14 protein-coding genes and 1 pseudogene are annotated in these 15923 nt (G+C 38.0%); 9 read left to right on the top strand and 6 right to left on the bottom strand.

Annotation, left to right across the window (positions count from 1 at the left end; all coding sequences use genetic code 11):
* The first annotated feature begins 8 nt into the window (after positions 1-8).
* The 4 genes and pseudogenes from EAL49_RS04715 to EAL49_RS04700 all read left to right on the top strand — a co-directional run bounded on the left by EAL49_RS04715 (position 9) and on the right by EAL49_RS04700 (position 4627).
* Positions 9-1076 (top strand): LptF/LptG family permease, encoded by a 1068-nt coding sequence (locus tag EAL49_RS04715; RefSeq protein ID WP_001236083.1) that lies wholly within the window; start codon positions 9-11, stop codon positions 1074-1076.
* Positions 1077-1132: 56 nt separating this feature from the next.
* On the top strand, positions 1133-2134 hold the full coding sequence (locus tag EAL49_RS04710) for a DNA adenine methylase (RefSeq protein WP_120829271.1): 1002 nt from the start codon (positions 1133-1135) through the stop codon (positions 2132-2134).
* A gap of 50 nt (positions 2135-2184) precedes the next feature.
* On the top strand, positions 2185-3030 hold the full coding sequence (locus EAL49_RS04705; protein WP_120829355.1) for a Dam family site-specific DNA-(adenine-N6)-methyltransferase: 846 nt from the start codon (positions 2185-2187) through the stop codon (positions 3028-3030).
* A 5-nt stretch (positions 3031-3035) separates the two neighbouring features.
* A pseudogene (locus tag EAL49_RS04700) lies at positions 3036-4627 on the top strand (AlwI family type II restriction endonuclease).
* Positions 4628-4674: 47 nt separating this feature from the next.
* On the opposite strand, the gene EAL49_RS04695 reads toward EAL49_RS04700, so the two are convergent.
* On the bottom strand, positions 4675-5805 hold the full coding sequence (locus EAL49_RS04695) for an outer membrane protein (RefSeq protein WP_120829354.1): 1131 nt from the start codon (positions 5803-5805) through the stop codon (positions 4675-4677).
* Positions 5806-6019: 214 nt separating this feature from the next.
* Here EAL49_RS04695 and EAL49_RS04690 point away from each other — a divergent pair, with 214 nt between their 5' ends.
* The gene (locus EAL49_RS04690) at positions 6020-6457 is read left to right on the top strand and encodes a CopD family copper resistance protein (protein WP_120829268.1); all 438 of its coding nucleotides are present in this window, start codon (positions 6020-6022) and stop codon (positions 6455-6457) included.
* Here the strand turns inward: EAL49_RS04690 and EAL49_RS04685 are convergent.
* From EAL49_RS04685 to gltS, 4 genes are read right to left on the bottom strand one after another with little or no spacing between them, the layout of a single operon-like run.
* Positions 6454-8820 (bottom strand): heavy metal translocating P-type ATPase, encoded by a 2367-nt coding sequence (locus EAL49_RS04685; protein WP_120829265.1) that lies wholly within the window; start codon positions 8818-8820, stop codon positions 6454-6456. The two genes, EAL49_RS04690 and EAL49_RS04685, sit on opposite strands and share 4 nt — an antisense overlap.
* A gap of 24 nt (positions 8821-8844) precedes the next feature.
* Positions 8845-9561 carry a tRNA1(Val) (adenine(37)-N6)-methyltransferase gene (locus EAL49_RS04680; protein ID WP_120829263.1) on the bottom strand — a complete coding sequence of 239 codons (717 nt, stop codon included), beginning with the start codon at positions 9559-9561 and terminating at the stop codon, positions 8845-8847.
* Positions 9543-10577 carry a bifunctional diaminohydroxyphosphoribosylaminopyrimidine deaminase/5-amino-6-(5-phosphoribosylamino)uracil reductase gene (locus EAL49_RS04675; RefSeq protein WP_120829262.1) on the bottom strand — a complete coding sequence of 345 codons (1035 nt, stop codon included), beginning with the start codon at positions 10575-10577 and terminating at the stop codon, positions 9543-9545. Before EAL49_RS04675 ends, EAL49_RS04680 begins: the two co-directional genes overlap by 19 nt.
* Positions 10574-11800 carry a sodium/glutamate symporter gene (gene gltS, locus EAL49_RS04670; RefSeq protein WP_120829260.1) on the bottom strand — a complete coding sequence of 409 codons (1227 nt, stop codon included), beginning with the start codon at positions 11798-11800 and terminating at the stop codon, positions 10574-10576. The genes EAL49_RS04675 and gltS overlap by 4 nt, the downstream gene beginning before the upstream one ends.
* An 85-nt stretch (positions 11801-11885) precedes the next feature.
* On the opposite strand from gltS, the gene EAL49_RS04665 reads away from it, so the two are divergent.
* Complete coding sequence (locus EAL49_RS04665; protein ID WP_120829258.1) at positions 11886-13085, top strand: saccharopine dehydrogenase family protein; 1200 nt, start codon at positions 11886-11888, stop codon at positions 13083-13085.
* 9 nt (positions 13086-13094) lie between these two features.
* Here the strand turns inward: EAL49_RS04665 and ccoG are convergent, their stop codons facing one another.
* The gene (gene ccoG / locus EAL49_RS04660; protein WP_120829256.1) at positions 13095-14471 is read right to left on the bottom strand and encodes a cytochrome c oxidase accessory protein CcoG; all 1377 of its coding nucleotides are present in this window, start codon (positions 14469-14471) and stop codon (positions 13095-13097) included.
* Between the two features lie 104 nt (positions 14472-14575).
* Here ccoG and plsY point away from each other — a divergent pair, with 104 nt between their 5' ends.
* Genes plsY through EAL49_RS04645 form a run of 3 tightly spaced genes read left to right on the top strand, consistent with a single transcriptional unit; the run spans position 14576 to position 15898 of the window.
* Complete coding sequence (gene plsY / locus EAL49_RS04655) at positions 14576-15238, top strand: glycerol-3-phosphate 1-O-acyltransferase PlsY (RefSeq protein ID WP_240461648.1); 663 nt, start codon at positions 14576-14578, stop codon at positions 15236-15238.
* On the top strand, positions 15235-15588 hold the full coding sequence (locus EAL49_RS04650) for a FolB domain-containing protein (RefSeq protein ID WP_120829254.1): 354 nt from the start codon (positions 15235-15237) through the stop codon (positions 15586-15588). The genes plsY and EAL49_RS04650 overlap by 4 nt, the downstream gene beginning before the upstream one ends.
* Positions 15572-15898 carry a Plug domain-containing protein gene (locus tag EAL49_RS04645; RefSeq protein WP_120829252.1) on the top strand — a complete coding sequence of 109 codons (327 nt, stop codon included), beginning with the start codon at positions 15572-15574 and terminating at the stop codon, positions 15896-15898. The genes EAL49_RS04650 and EAL49_RS04645 overlap by 17 nt, the downstream gene beginning before the upstream one ends.
* The last annotated feature ends 25 nt before the right edge of the window (positions 15899-15923 follow it).

The raw sequence follows: 15923 nt of genomic DNA, 5'->3' as shown, positions 1-15923 counted from the left end.
GGTTTAAAGTGCGTTTGTTTAGATTTGTGGGGTGGTATTATTTCAAATACTTTTTAATCGTGCTTTTGGCTTTGGAATTGTTTTTTGTAGGCATTGACAGCCTGAAATACGCCGATAAAATGCCCGATTCTGCGAACATGATCATTTTATTTTTCACCTATGATATTTTATTCGCCCTCAATTACACCTTGCCCATTTCCTTGCTTTTGGCGATGGTTTTATTTTACATCGCATTCATTAAATCCAACCAATACACCGCCCTGCTCTCCATTGGCTTTTCCAAATGCCAGATTTTAAGCCCTATTTTTTTGATTAGCCTGTTTTTCACGGCTATTTATGTGGGGTTGAACGCGACTCCTTTTGTGTATATGGAAGAAAAAACGCAAAATTTAATCTATAAAGACAATTCTTTGAGCGTCTCAGAGCATTTGTTAGTGAAATATAACGATGATTATGTGTATTTTGATAAGATCAATCCCTTATTGCAAAAAGCCCAAAACATCAAGGTTTTTCGCCTAAAAGATAAAACTTTAGAATCTTACGCTGAAGCTAAAGAAGCTTTTTTTGAAGACAAGTATTGGATTTTGCATGACACTACTATCTATGAGATGCCCTTGAGTTTTGAACTGGGCGCAAACGCTTTAAGCACCACGCGTTTAAAAACCTTTAAAACGCTCAAAAATTTCCGCCCTAAAGTTTTAGACACCATTTATCAAAACAAGCCTGCGGTTTCTATCACAGACGCTCTTTTATCCTTGCATGCTTTAGTGCGCCAAAACGCGGACACGAAAAAAGTGCGCTCGTTTTTGTATGTGTTTGCGATCTTGCCCTTTTTTGTGCCGTTTTTAAGCGTTTTAATCGCTTATTTTTCGCCCAGTCTCGCCCGCTATGAAAACCTGGCTCTTTTAGGGCTAAAGTTTATCATTATCACGCTCGTTGTTTGGGGGCTATTCTTTGCTTTAGGGAAGTTCAGCATTTCAGGGATACTCATTCCTGAAATAGGCGTGCTATCGCCCTTTTTTATATTCTTAGCTCTTAGTCTTTGGTATTTCAAAAAGCTTAATAAGAGATTGTGATTTTTAAATCTTATATGTTACTAAGTGGTTTTATTCTTTTAGTTTAAAGGTGGCTAGTGGAAAAATTTAATCTAAAAAACCGCCGGTATATTGGCTCAAAAACCAAGCTTATAAAGTGGGTATTTGGGAGTTTAAAATTAAATAATATCAAAAGCGTGTGCGATATTTTTGCCGGAAGTGGGGTAGTGGCTGGTCAATTTGCCACTATTCCTAACATTAAAAATATTATTATAAATGATATTTTATTTTCTAATGAAATCATTTATCATGCTTTTTTTATGGGGCAAGACGCTGATTTTAAGGTGCTTGAAGAGCTGAAAGAATATTATACTCAAGCTTTAAAGCTAGAAGAAAATTATTTTAGCCAACATTTTAGCGACAAATTTTTCAGCTATAAAGATTGCGTCAAAATCGGTAGCATTAGAGAGCATATAGAAAGCTTGAATTTAGATAAATTAAATAAAGATATTTTATTAACAAGCTTGATTTATTCAATGGATAAGATAGCTAACACGGTGGGTCATTATGAAGCTTATAGGAAAAAAGAGATTTTGCAAGATAGATTTATTTTTGAGCTTATTAGCCCTATAAAGCATGATAAAAATATCATGATAGAGAGAAAAAACGCTAACGAATTGGCTAAAACCTTAAAAATAGACTTAGTCTTTATTGACCCCCCATACAATTCAAGGCAATACAGCCGGTTTTATCATCTCTATGAAAACCTAGTGCAGTGGAAAAAACCCAAACTCTATGGAACAGCTTTAAAGCCATTATGCGAGAACATGAGCGAATATTGTCGCTCTAATGCCAAGAAAGAATTGAGCGATTTAATTGAAAAACTAGATTGTAAAAGGATTGCTTTAACTTATAATAATACCTATAATTCTAAGTCTAGCTCTTCGCAAAATAAAATAGGCTTTAAAGATTTAGTGGAAATTTTAAGCCAAAAAGGAAAATTAAGCGTTAAAGAAAAGGCTCATAGTTTTTTTAATTCAGGAAAAACTGATTTTAAAGAGCATAAAGAATTTTTATTTATAGTGGAAGTGAAACCTTGAAAAAAGGCATTCGTTCTCCCTTTTTCTATGTAGAGGATAAATATAAACTCATGCCACAACTCAATAAGCTATTCCCAAATAACATTAATCAATTTATTGAGCCTTTTGTGGGTGGGGGTAGCGTGTTTTTAAACACTAAGGCTAAAAGATACTTAGCTAACGACATAGATACCAATATTATCAATTTACATAAAACTTTAAGCAAGTTCAATATTTGTGAGCTTTTTGATGAATTGTCTAAAATTATCATTCATTATGGCTTGTCTTTCTCTTTTAAGGGGATTACAGCCCCTGATGAATTAAAAAAACAATATATAAAAACTTACTACGCTAAATACAATAAATTAGCTTATGAAAAACTAAGGGCTGATTTTAACTCCAATCAAAACAACATGCTCTATTTATATTTACTTTTAATTTATGGGTTTAATCACATGATTAGATTTAATTCTAAAGGGCTTTTTAATTTACCTGTAGGTAATGTGGATTTCAATGAAAATGTTTATAATGCCCTAAAAAACTACATAGATTTTATACAGCAAAACACCATTATTTTTCACAATGATGATTATATTGATTTCCTTAACCACACCACTTATTTAAAAGATGATTATGTTTATTTTGACCCCCCTTATTTAATCTCCAATAGTGAATACAACAAGTTATGGGATAGCGATAATGAGATAGCCTTATATGGTGTTTTAGATAGCCTAGATAAAAAGGGAGTTTTATTTGGTATAACTAATCTTGTTTATCACAAGGGAGAGACTAATTTTATTTTAAAAGAATGGGCTAAAAAATATTATATTTTTAATATCAAGAGTAATTATATCAGTTATAATGACAATACTATTAAAGAAGATAGTCAAGAAATCTTTGTAACTAATTATAGGTAATTATTATGACTAAAAAACCGGCACGAAAAATTTTAAGCTTTTCAACCACCATGCGAAACCCTAAAAGAATAGGGCAATTTTTAGCTGTTTTAGGAAAATTTGAAAATCAAATCCTTCAATCTTCAACGATCATGCAAATTATCAAATCCGTTTTGGCTCATAGGCTTTATAGACCTACTTCTATCAATCAAAATAAAGAATTGAAAGAAAAATTTGACTCCAATGAATATGTCTTTAGCGATGAAGAGTTAGAACGCATTATAGAAATATCCCCACAACAGCATAAAGAAATGGGCTTTGAGCATGGATGGGAAAGTCGGTTTGACACTTGGTATAAGCTTATGTGTGAGTTTGGTTTTTGCTACTATGCAAAATATGAGAAAATACTCATCAGCGATAGCGCTAAGATGCTTATTCTTGCTTATTACGATAAAGAAAACGATGCTTTTAAAGAAAGCGTTGATGAAAGCGTAGTTGGGGCTATATTTTTAAACGCTCTGTCTAAATATGAAGCAAGAAACCCTTACAAAAAGAACTTAAACCATAACAACCCTTTCAAACTATTACTCTCGCTTTTGAAACGACTCAAAAATGCCCATCTAACTCCCCTATCTGTCAAAGAAATCCCTATTTTACTTTGTTGGAGAAACGATAACGCTAATGATCTTTATGACTATATCATTCATTTAAGACAAGAAATCGTTGCTATCAATAAAACAGAATTCAGTTACTCAGATGAATTTATCTGTAAAAAATGCCTAAAACTTTTAGAAAGCATCAATAAAATACGATTTAAAATGAGCCAAATCACTAACGAAGCTGTTGATGAATGCATTAGAAAAATGCGTATTGTAGGACTTATTTCATTGCGTGGTAATGGTAGGTTTATTGATATTAACACTAATGAAAATAATAAAATAGATTATATTTTACAAACCCATAAGGCTTTTAAGGGGGATTATTTAGATGACACTCAAGCTAACAAACTCGCCTTTTTTAACCATAGGCGAGTGTGGATAGCTTTCTTGTTAGCGTTACTCCAATCAGCACTAATGAGAGCGTTAAATCAAGCAAATTGAATGAACTAGCAAACACTTATACTAAAGATTTTATCAAGCAAGAATTGCTCATCGCTTGCAACAAGAAACAAGAATCAAAAGATAGTTTCTTAAAATTCATCAATAGGCCTTTACGCTTGGAATTTTTAAGCGCTATTTTCTTGAAACAACATTTTAAGTATTTAAGCGTGATACCCCATTATAAAAGTGAAGGCTTGCCCGTATATACAGCAAGCGGTAATAAACCTTGTAGCTTATAGACAGCCCAAAGTTATACAGAAGTGAGCTTGATTAGAGACAGGAGTCAAAGCAAAATGATACCCAGACACTTAAAAGATTTGATCAACAATAGCACCGATATTAGAGAAAAATTCAGTGTTTTTGTGGCTCCAAATACCCATGATGATGCCAAAGAATATGCAAAATTTGCCCCATTCAAAGACAATATTAATATATGCTACTATGCTATCAATGATTTTATCAAAAAAGCAGAAAACAGTGCAGAGTTATTGCAACTCAATGATGGTTTGAAAGCTTGAAGCACAAAGCTTTCATGTCTAAGCCTTGCCTAAAAACCCTACTGAATTTAAAAAGTATAGACATAGCGTAAATACATGGAATACTGACGGCGTAAGGTTTGGGTTAAACTGAAATTGGTTTCTGCTCCGGTGATAGTGGTCGGATTCCCATTCTCTAGCGGGCCTTGTTTTTTCGCTTTTATAGTGGTAGAGCCTTTGAAAAAATGATTAGGGAGCGTGGGGATTTTGATACCAAACTCAATGCCATGGTGTTCAAAAATATTGGTTCTAACCCCTACATTCACCAAAAATTGGAAAATCGTGTTATTCACTTTAGCGTTTAATTTTCCTGTAGTATAGACGCTGTTAGGGTTGATCCCCACATTGCAACTCGCCGGCGTCGTGTCCCCACAAGTGATTGTGCCATCAGCGTTAGTCATGTAGGCGTCAGCGTCAGTATTAACGCCATAAACATACCCGTCCTTAAAATACCCCACACGATTATTGGTCCAAGTGTTACCTGCAAAATTCACGCCCACAAAAAACCCGGCCGTGGCTTTAGGCTTATCTATAATATTAAAAAGCATGTCTGTGCCAAAACCATAAGTATACATGTCGGCTTTTTGATCGCTCAAATAAAAAGGCGATATAGCGTTAGCGGCTCTAGAATTAGAAAAATTGGAATGCCCATAATCAAAGAAACCATAATAGCGTAGCCCAAACCACCTTTTTTTACCCATAAAATGCTTATAGCCTGTGATCACGCCTAGCCCATACATCGGCTGGTTACGGCCAGGAATGTTTTTATTGGTGCTTAGCATGGTGCGAGAAGTCCAATTGACCACGCAGTTAGCTTGAGTATAGCCTGGCGTTCCTGGTGTCCCTGAAGCGGGCTGACAGCCACCAGTCTGCCCATCAGGCACTTTGCCATCATCATTAGCCGAAACATCGCCAAAAGGCACTTGAAACAATTCGCCGTTTTTGTAAGCGTTGGTTTTTTGATCAGCCCTACCCACTTCTAAGCTAATCCCCACAAACGCGCCATTTTTTTCATAAGCGCTTAAGGGGTTTGTCAGCCATAACGAACTCAAAAGAGCGCCTAAAACTACCGAGCCTTTTTTAGAAATATTTAAAGATTGAGCCATCAAAACAGATTCCTTACGATTAAAATTTTTACAAACCATCTTGCAATCTTGCATTCTATTTTCTTCTTTGCTATAAAATTGATCACCACTCTCTAGGGCGTTCCGCTTAAGTATTACTTTTTTAATTATTTTATTATAGCTAATTGCAGTCTTAAAAGTCAAACAAAAACCACCCTTAAAATTCCCATAATAGTGGGATACTTGACAATAAAATCCTTTTATAGTAGATTAGAAACTCTTTAATTTTCCCATGAATAAAGGATTTTGAATGGATGCGATTTATCCTTATGCGTTGGTTGTTCATTTATTGTGCGCCATTATTTTTATCGGTTACTTGTTTTTTGATGGGGTGATTTTCCCTAATGTGAAGAAAATGTTTGGCGAAGATTTTGCCAATAAAGCAAATGCAGGGATCACTCAAAGAGCGGTTAAAATCATGCCCTTATGCGTTTTAGGGCTTGTTTTAACAGGGGGAATAATGCTTAGTCGGTATATGGGAGGCGATAAAGGCTGGTGTGAAACCCCTTTTCAAAAGATACTGATGGTGAAGGTAATCTTAGCGTTAAGCGTTTTTCTTTTAGTGCTTTTTTCTTTATTGTGTAAGTTTTTGGGCAAGAAAAACCCTATTGGCAAATATATCCACCCTATCGCTCTAACTTTTGGTTTTTTAATTGCCATTTTAGCCAAAACGATGTGGTTTGTTTAAGAGCGTTTCAACCTCAAAGAATTTAAAACCACTAAGAGTGAGCTAGCGCTCATGCTCAAACTCGCTATTAAAGGGTTGATGTATCCTAGCATAGCGACTGGGATTAAAACAGCGTTATAAATCAAGCTCAAAACAATGTTTTGCAACACCACTTGATAGACTTTTTGAGCGTTATGAAACGCTTTTTCTAGCAAACTCAAATCCTCTTCTAAAAGCAAAATATCGCATGCGCTTTTACTCAAAGCGCTTTTTTCAAACCCTAAAGAAACGCTCGCTTTTTTTAAGGCTAGCACGTCATTATTGCCATCGCCTATCATCGCGCACACGCCCTGATAAGAGCTGACGATTTGAGCCTTATCTTCAGGGGTCAAATGGGCATGATACTTAGAAATCCCTAATTTTTTCGCGCACTCCTTAACCGAGCTTTCATTATCCCCGCTTAAAATTTCTAATTCTAAGCCTTTATTTTGTAAAGCCTGAATGACTTCTTTAGCGTTATTTTTCAAACGCTCTTCTAAAATGAATAACGCGCATAAAGTCTTGTTTTTCGCAAAGCCTACCATGATATTAGCGCTCTCTTTAGTCTTTATATCAACCCCCATAGCGTTTAAAAATTTCAAACTCCCCACTAGCAAAGTTTCGTTTTGATAATTCGCTTTCAGGCCATGAGCGAAAAACTCTATCTGTTCTAAATTAACCTCATCGCCATCTAATGTTTTAAGAATCGCATTATGGGCTAAATGCTCTCTCACTTTTAAAAGGCTCTTCAAAAGCCTTTCATCAAATTCTTCATAAATGATTTTTTCTTTTAAAAGGACTTCTTTTTGCGTGAGAGTGCCGGTTTTGTCTATAAAGATTTTTTCCACTTTAGCCAGAGTTTCTAAAAACAACGCTTCTTTAAACACGATCAAAGGGTTTTTAAACACCCCTATCACTAACGCAATGGGCGTAGCCAAGGCGAATGCGCAAGGGCAGCTGATGACTAACACGCTAATACACACCATTAAGGCTTTTTCAAAATCACCCCCCAAACCAAATTGCCATAATAAAAAGCTTATAAAGGCTAAAAACAACACCGCTTTAGAAAAAATATCCGCAATTTGATTCGCGCTGCTCTCAATTAAGGGCTTTTCTAAAAAACTCTTTTTTAAAGTTTCTAACAAACCAGAAAGGCGTGAGTTTTGAAAAGTAGCGCTCACTTGATAGCTAAAAGGCATGCCCACATTCACATAACCCCCTAAAATTGGATCATTAACCTCCAATTCCAAAGGCTTAAACTCCCCGCTGATCAAAGACGCATCCACGCTCGCATGATTTAAAAGCACGCCATCTAAAGCGATTTTAGCCCCGCTTGGCACCCAAACAACAGAGCCTATCGCCACATCTTTAGGGTGTTTTTCTATTTGTTTGTCCTTTTCTACAACGATCACGCTATGGATTTCATGCGATTCTAGGGCCAAACATTTTTCATTCGCAAACAGCCTGGCTTTTAATTCCAAAAACTTAGAGCCAAAAACAAGCGTTAAAATCGTGCTGCTCGCTTCAAAATAAGTCTCTTGGGACACCAGCATGGCATAAAAAGAATAAACAAACGCCGATAACGCTCCAAAAGACACGCTCAAATCCATGCCCAAAACGCCATTTTTTAGCCCATAAAACGCCCCCTTAATGAAAAAACGCCCCACCACCACTAGCACCAACAAGCTTAAAAAGAGCGATACGAGATCCAAATTCCTTTGCATGAGCTTATCCATGCCAGTGCCATAACTCGCACCGCCATAACTCGCGCTACCATAACTTGCGTATTTGGCAATGGCAATAAACATCAAATTCATGGTGGCAAAAAACCCAACGCTTAAAGTGAGCAAGTAGGAGCGCTGCTCTTTTTGGGCTTTTAGGGTGTAATTTTTTGCGTTATAAATTTTAGCCCCATAACCCAAACTCTCAATTTTTTGAACGATTTCTTTAGGGTCTAAGGACTTCTCAAACACGATTTGTAAATGGTGGGTGGTGAAATTCACGCTCACTTTTTTAACCCCCTTTAAGCGCTCTAAAACCTTTTGATTGAGCCACAAGCAAGCGTTACAATGCGTTTTTTCTAGCAAAAGATTAAGGATTAATTCGCCTTTATTGTTTTCTTCAAGGGCTTGTTCTAATTCCAAAGCGCTCATTGAATCTTGGGGCGTTACAGGGGCTAAAGTGGAATCGTTTAATTTGTCATAAAAGCTCTCTAAATTCAAATCCAATAATAACGCATACACCCTAGCGCACCCCGTGCAGCAAAAATACAATTCTTTATGATGGATCACCTCTTTAAAAAGCTCACTTTCTTTAAACTCCAACTGGCAATGCGAACATTTCATTTTTTAATCCTTAATTTAAGGGCGCTAATTGAGAAGCGCTTTGATAGAATAAGTGTTACAAATTTGATAGATGCTTAGAACTTCCTTGGTGTTGTCGCTTTGGTTTTTGGAATGGTGCGTGATTAAAGGGGGCAAAACTTTTAGAGCGCTTTTGGAATTATTCCTAGCCGCTCCAAGCATCAAATGGGCGTTTTTGTCTTTAAAACTTTGGACAAACCTTAAAGTTTCTAGCGTGAGCTTAACGCTTTTTAAGCTCTCTATGACCAAGCAAAGCGACAAGGCTTCATAGCAAAAAATAAAATACCCTTTAGGTTTTAAGCATTTTTTCACTTTAGCCACCAAAGAAGCGAAGTCTAATTCGCTCTGGTGCCTCGCATGCCCTTTAATTTGAGATTTAATAGAGCCTAAAGCGTAAAAAGGAGGGTTGCACACAATCACATCATACAAAATCGGGGGGTTAAAATCTAAAAAATCGCTTTCAAACACTTGAGCGTTGGGGAATTTAAGGGCGTTTTTTTGGGAGCAAAACGCCATTTTGCCATCCTTTTCCACTAAATGAACGATCGCTAGCGGGTTGTCTCTAGCGCAGAGTAAGCCTAAGATTCCACACCCTGATCCTATGTCTAAAATCGCGCCGCTATTTTTAATCAAAGGGCGTGAAAAATCGTATAAAAAAAGCGAATCGCTGTTGTAAGAATAAGCGTTTAAAGGCTGGTATAACCTTAAGAGTTTTCTATCCATAAAAGGGCTTCATTTTCCAAGATTTGCGCATGCAACAACCGCCCCTTAAAAGGGGTTTTTAAAGCGAATGCACTAAACGCTTCGCCAATCATAGACGCATGCGAATGCAAAAGCAATGCGTCTGTTTTATCCCTCAAGCTCTCAAACAATTCCCACCCCCCTTCAATGAAATTAAACCCCTTCTCTATGGGTAAATCTTTAGGGTCATAGAAAGCATTAACCAAACGATTGGGCGCAGAAAAAACTTTTGAATGGGGGTTGATTGGACGCTTGGATAAAATAGCGATATTGGGGTTTTTATTGTGATAAAAGCTGCCGCAAAAGCGAGCGTCTAATAAGGGGTTGTCCGTTCTTATGGTTTTCCCAGAAACAATAAGCGTGTCGCATACCGCTCGCTGGTTGTGCGTGAAAATAACGCTTTTTTGCCCGGTGATCTTACCATGATAATAATCCCCATTCATTCTTAAAGCGAGTTTGAACAAATTAAAACGCCCCTTTTGTTCCATTATCCTAAAAGGCAAGAGCAAGTCTTTAGCCTTGTTTTCTAAATTGTGGCAAATCATTGTTTCAATACGAGCCTTTTTTAGCCTTGCTAAACCCCCTTTTTTAGCTTCGTTTTCTTCTGTGGCAATGACCACTCTTTTAGGCTTTAAAATTTCTAACAATTCGCTGCACGCCGGGGTTTTGCCATAAGAATTGCATGGCTCTAAGGTGATTAAAAAAACGCATTCTGTAAAAGCGTTATCGTGGTGCGTTTTTAAAAAATCGCTTAAAGTTTTAGGGTCTTCTAACTTTTCTAAATCGTTTTTCAAACTGGGGCGTAAAATCTTTAGCGCTGATTGGGCGGCTAAAACTTCTGCATGCGGGGTTTTGGCTTTTTTGTGGGTTTCTAAACTCAAGATCTCATGGTGTTTATCTAGCACCATGCAAGCCACGCTTGGGTTTTCTAAGGCTAGGGTTTGATGCTCCCATGCCTTATTCAAGCACATTTCTAATAAACTCTCATAAAGTCTCATGACGGGAAAAAAGGCAAGAGCAAAAAGCCTTTAATCGCTAAAGCGTTGATAATATCCACAAAAAACGCTCCCACTAAAGGCACGACGATAAACGCTACATGCGATGGCCCGTAGTGGTTGGTGATGGTTTGCATATTCACCATAGCCGTTGGAGTCGCTCCAAGCCCAAAACCGCAATGCCCCGCACACAACACCGCCGCATCATAATCCTTCCCGCATACCCTAAAGGTTACAAGCACCACATAAAGGATCATAACCGCCACTTGAACGCTCAAAATAACCGCTAACGGCACAGCGAGTTTTAACAATTCCAATAAATTCACGCTCATCAAAGCGTAGGCTAAAAACAGACTCAAACTCACGTTCCCTATGACTGAAACCTCTCTGTCAAACACGCTATGGATTTTAAAAAACGACAAGGCATTTCTTAAAATAACCCCCACAAACAAACACCACACAAAAGTCGGCAAAGTGAAACTTTTAGGCATCAAGTGCGATAAAAAAGTCCCCACCAATAAAGCGATCGCAATCAAAGCTAAAGTTTCTACAAAACTGGATGCGGTGATTAGGCGTTGCTCTTTAGGGGTTTCAAAGCCTTTAGACGCCACGCCCTCTAAAGTGTCTTTTTCTTTAGTGTCTTTAGGCTCTAGTTTGTATTTTGAGATCAAATATTTAGCGACAGGCCCTCCAATAATCCCCCCACTCACCAAGCCAAAAGTCGCGCACACCATGCCCACTTCTAAACTGGAGCTAAAATTATAAGGTGGTTGGGTGAAAAAATTAGCCCATGCCGCGCTAGTGCCATGCCCTCCCACTAAAGCGATAGACCCCCCTAAAAGCCCCATTAAAGGATTGACCCCTAAAAGGCTAGCGATAGAAATCCCCACTGCATTTTGACACACCACAAACCCCGCCACAGCCAGCAAAAAAACCGCAAGCATTTTCCCGCCTTTTTGCAAAGATTTGAAATCCGCGCTCAAACCAATGGTGATAAAAAAAGTCAGCATTAAAGGATCTTTTAAAGAAGAATCAAATTGCAAGCCAAAATTGTAAAACTGACGCGCTAACATGATAAAAAAAGCGACTAAAACCCCGCCCACAACAGGCTCTGGAATATCATAATCGCGTAAAAACTTGACTTTAGAAATCACATAACGCCCCAAAAGCAGCACTAAAACCATGCACACCAAAGTGGCATAAATATCCAACTTAATTTCTTGCAAGCTTGCATCCTTATTAATCAAATTTATCTTATTATAATATAATACCCCCCTAAAAGAACGAGATCAGTTAGAAAGTAGGTGTTCCTTGCATACAGTATTACAAATTGGAGCTGGTGGCGTAGGCAGTGTGGTAGCACACAAAATGGGCATGAACAGGGATGTGTTTAAAAATATCATTTTAGCAAGCAGGAGCTTAGACAAATGCTATGCGATTAAAGAAAGCATGCTCAAAAAGGGTTTGGGGGAAATTGGCGTTGAGCAAGTGGATGCCGATGATACGCAAGCCTTAGTCGCTTTAATCCAAAAACACAAGCCTAAAGTCGTTATCAATGTGGCTTTACCCTATCAAGATTTAACGATCATGCAAGCATGTTTAGAAACTAAAACGCATTACATTGATACCGCCAATTACGAACACCCGGATTTAGCGAAGTTTGAATACAAAGAGCAATGGGCGTTTGATAGGGCCTATAAAGAAGTGGGGATTTTAGGGGTTTTAGGGGCTGGGTTTGATCCGGGCGTTACTAACGCTTATGTCGCTCACGCTCAAAAACACCATTTTGACACTATCCACACTTTAGATATTTTAGATTGCAACGCTGGGGATCACAAACGCCCTTTTGCGACGAATTTTAACCCCGAAATCAATTTGAGAGAAGTCAGCTCTAAAGGGCGTTATTATGAAAATGGCAAATGGATTGAAACAAAGCCTTTAGAAATCAAGCAAGTGTGGGCTTACCCGCAGATTGGCGAAATGGATTCGTATCTTTTATACCATGAAGAATTGGAATCGTTAGTCAAAAACATTAAAGGCTTAAGGAGGGCGAGGTTTTTTATGACTTTCTCTCAAAATTATTTAACCCACATGAAATGCTTAGAAAATGTCGGCATGCTAGGCATTAAAGAAATAGAGCATCAAGGCGTAAAAATCGTGCCGATACAATTTTTAAAAACCTTGCTTCCTGATCCAGCGACTCTAGCCAAAGACACCACCGGTAAAACCAACATCGGGTGCTATATGACGGGCATTAAAAACAACCAAGACAAAACGCTCTACATTTACAATGTGTGCGATCACAAAAAATGCTATGAAGAAGTGGGTTCGCAAGCCATAAGCTACACCACCGGCGTGCCAGCGATGTGCGCGGCTAAAATGATTTGCAATGACACTTGGAGCACGGATCATTTTAGGGCTGGGGTGTTTAACGTAGAAGAATTAAACACCGATCCCTTTATGGAAGAATTGATCAAACAAGGCTTGCCTTATGAAGTGATTGAGCGCTAGTTTTAGGCTTCAATCCTCACTTGGCGCAATAAACACCGATTCCCTTTCTATCGTAATATTCTCATCGTCTGCACTATAAGCTTGTATGGTAATAGGGATTAGAGCGTCTTTAGTGCGTTTGTATTCTGTAGCGTTACTCTTTAAGGGTTTTCTTAAAATCACTACCACCTTGATCTTTTGCCCGGCTTTAACCATGATGGGGGTTAAAGGTTTTTTGATTTTAATGTCCTTTTGCCCTAAAATTTTGAAATAAAACTCATGGTCTTTGTTGTCCGTGTTGTGGAATAAAAACACATAATCGTTATCCACATACCCGCTAGATCGCAATTCATACAAATTGCTGTTGCGGTTAATGTCTAAAAGCATGCGTTCTTTTTTAAACGAAGTGATGACTAAAAGAGCGATTACAATAGCGATAACCCCCATGTAAGCGATCGTTTTTAAGCGCACTAAGCGCACTTTTTGGTGCGTGTTTGTGGCGTTGGTTGAAGACCATTGGATGAGTGAAGGGCGATTGTATTTAGCCATGGTGATGGTGCATGCATCCACGCATTCCAAACAATTGATGCATTCTAATTGCAAGCCCTTTCTAATATCAATATGCGTGGGGCAAACCTGCACGCAATGCAAACAATTCACGCACTCATTTTCCGCGCTACGCTTTTTAGGGGATAGAGGGTAGAGGTTGCCTTGATTATCATAAAGCGCTCCGCCACGCTTTTCATCATAAATAGGGTTTAAGGTATCATTATCATACAACACCGATTGCACCCTGGCATAAGGGCATAAATAGATGCAAAAACGCTCCGCAACCACCACTATATCAAACAACACCACAGCCGCGCTAAAAAGCCAAAAACCCATAGCAACAGGGTGCTCGCTAGGGTTTTTAAGATATATAAAAAAATCTTCAGGGGCGATGAAATAAAAGAAAAACAACATCATAAGCCCCGCCACAACAGGAGCGAATAACAAAACGCTCAATACTTTACGGATCTTATAACTTGGGGTGTTTTTAGGGCTTTCTTGCTTGTTGCTGATCTTTTTATGGAGCTTGAAAATCTTGGTTTCAATCACGTCTCTATAAAGCACCCTTAAAAAGGTTTGCGGGCAAGCCCACCCGCACCACACACGCCCAAGGCTAGTGGTGATGAAAAAAATCCCTATAAAAAGCAAAATAACCATAAAAGGCAAAATTTGCAATTCTTCAGCGCTAAAGATCTTGCCTAAAAAATGCAATTGCTTATGCTCAAAGGAGATCAAAAACAAATGCGCCCCATCAATGCGGATAAAGGGCGTGATTAATAGCGCTAAAGAAATCAATAGAAACCCTATATAACGCTTCAAGCGAAACGATTTTAAAAAATGGCTAGAAGATTCAAGCATTCTCATATCCTAAAATTTTTAATCCACTATACCCTAACAACTTAACGCTTTCACTTAAAAAGCAACATGTTATAATGACAGCTATTTTATTTGAAAGGGTATTTATGGAAAGCGTTTTAAACTTCCTAACCAATATTAATATTATTTTCACCCTTTTGGGCTATCTTATTGGGGGGATTCCTTTTGGCTATGCGTTAATGAAAATCTTTTACGGCATGGATATTACTAAGATCGGATCGGGGGGCATTGGCGCGACGAATGTTTTGCGCGCTTTGCAAAGTAGGGGCGTGAGTAACGCTAAGCAAATGGCGCTATTAGTCTTAATTTCGGATCTCTTCAAAGGCATGTTCGCTGTTTTTTTAAGCAAATTGTTTGGGCTAGAGTATAGCTTGCAATGGATGGTCGCTATCGCTAGCATTTTAGGGCATTGTTATTCGCCTTTTTTGAATTTCAATGGAGGCAAGGGCGTTTCTACGATCATGGGATCTGTGGTGTTGCTTATCCCTATTGAAAGCTTGATCGGTTTAATGGTGTGGTTTTTTGTGGGCAAGGTGCTTAAAATCTCTTCGCTCGCCAGCATTCTAGGGGTAGGCACAGCGACAATTCTTATCTTTTTTATCCCTTACATGCATATCCCAGATAGCGTCAATATCCTTAAAGAAGTCGGCACGCAAACGCCGATGGTGTTAATCTTTATTTTTACCCTTATCAAGCATGCGGGCAATATTTTTAACTTACTCGCTGGTAAAGAAAAGAAAGTCTTATGAAAATCAAGCAAGCCGTTCACATCCATCATTTGGTGTTTGAAACGATTTTAGGGATTTTGGAGTTTGAACGCCTAAAACCTCAAAAAATAAGCGTGAATTTGGATCTTTTCTACACAGAATTGCCTAACAAAACCTATTTAGATTATATGGAAATCCAAGAAATCATTCAAAGCACGATGCAAGAAAAACAATACTTCCTCATTGAAGACGCCCTTAAAGATTTGAGCCATATCTTAAAAACACGCTACAAGGAGATCACTGATCTTTTTTTAAAGATCAACAAGTTAGAGGTTTCTAAAAATTCTCAAGTGGGGGCGAGCGTGAGAATTAGCTATGAAAATAATCCTTAACCTCTTTTTTCTCCTTATCATTCTAAAAGCGCACCCCATAAACCCCTTACTAGAGCCTTTATATTTCCCAAGTTACACGCAATTTTTGGATTTAAAACCCCATTTTGTCATCAAAAAAAAGCGATCTTATAAACCCTTTCAATGGGGGAATACGATCATTATCAAACGCCACGATTTAGAAGAACGCCAAAGCAACCAGCCAAGCGATATTTTCCGCCAAAACGCTGAAATCAATGTGTCTTCTCAAACTTTTTTAAGGGGCATTAGCAGCGCTTCTTCACGAGTAATGATTGATTCAGCCGCTCAGTAAAATGCTAAAGCGTTTTTTAATCATA

Origin of the sequence: Helicobacter pylori, assembly GCF_003637665.1 — a bacterium.
Lineage (GTDB): Bacteria > Campylobacterota > Campylobacteria > Campylobacterales > Helicobacteraceae > Helicobacter > Helicobacter pylori_CK.
Note: the sequence above shows the minus strand (reverse complement) of the source record. Positions and strands in the feature narration are given on the sequence as shown.

Coding starts and splice junctions, on each gene's coding strand:
- EAL49_RS04705 (WP_120829355.1), top strand. CDS start 2,185: ATGCCACAACTCAATAAGCTATTCCCAAATAACATTAATCAATTTATT.
- EAL49_RS04695 (WP_120829354.1), bottom strand. CDS start 5,805: ATGCAAGATTGCAAGATGGTTTGTAAAAATTTTAATCGTAAGGAATCT.
- EAL49_RS04690 (WP_120829268.1), top strand. CDS start 6,020: ATGGATGCGATTTATCCTTATGCGTTGGTTGTTCATTTATTGTGCGCC.
- EAL49_RS04685 (WP_120829265.1), bottom strand. CDS start 8,820: ATGAAATGTTCGCATTGCCAGTTGGAGTTTAAAGAAAGTGAGCTTTTT.
- EAL49_RS04680 (WP_120829263.1), bottom strand. CDS start 9,561: ATGGATAGAAAACTCTTAAGGTTATACCAGCCTTTAAACGCTTATTCT.
- EAL49_RS04675 (WP_120829262.1), bottom strand. CDS start 10,577: ATGAGACTTTATGAGAGTTTATTAGAAATGTGCTTGAATAAGGCATGG.
- ccoG (WP_120829256.1), bottom strand. CDS start 14,471: ATGCTTGAATCTTCTAGCCATTTTTTAAAATCGTTTCGCTTGAAGCGT.
- plsY (WP_240461648.1), top strand. CDS start 14,576: ATGGAAAGCGTTTTAAACTTCCTAACCAATATTAATATTATTTTCACC.
- EAL49_RS04650 (WP_120829254.1), top strand. CDS start 15,235: ATGAAAATCAAGCAAGCCGTTCACATCCATCATTTGGTGTTTGAAACG.
- EAL49_RS04645 (WP_120829252.1), top strand. CDS start 15,572: ATGAAAATAATCCTTAACCTCTTTTTTCTCCTTATCATTCTAAAAGCG.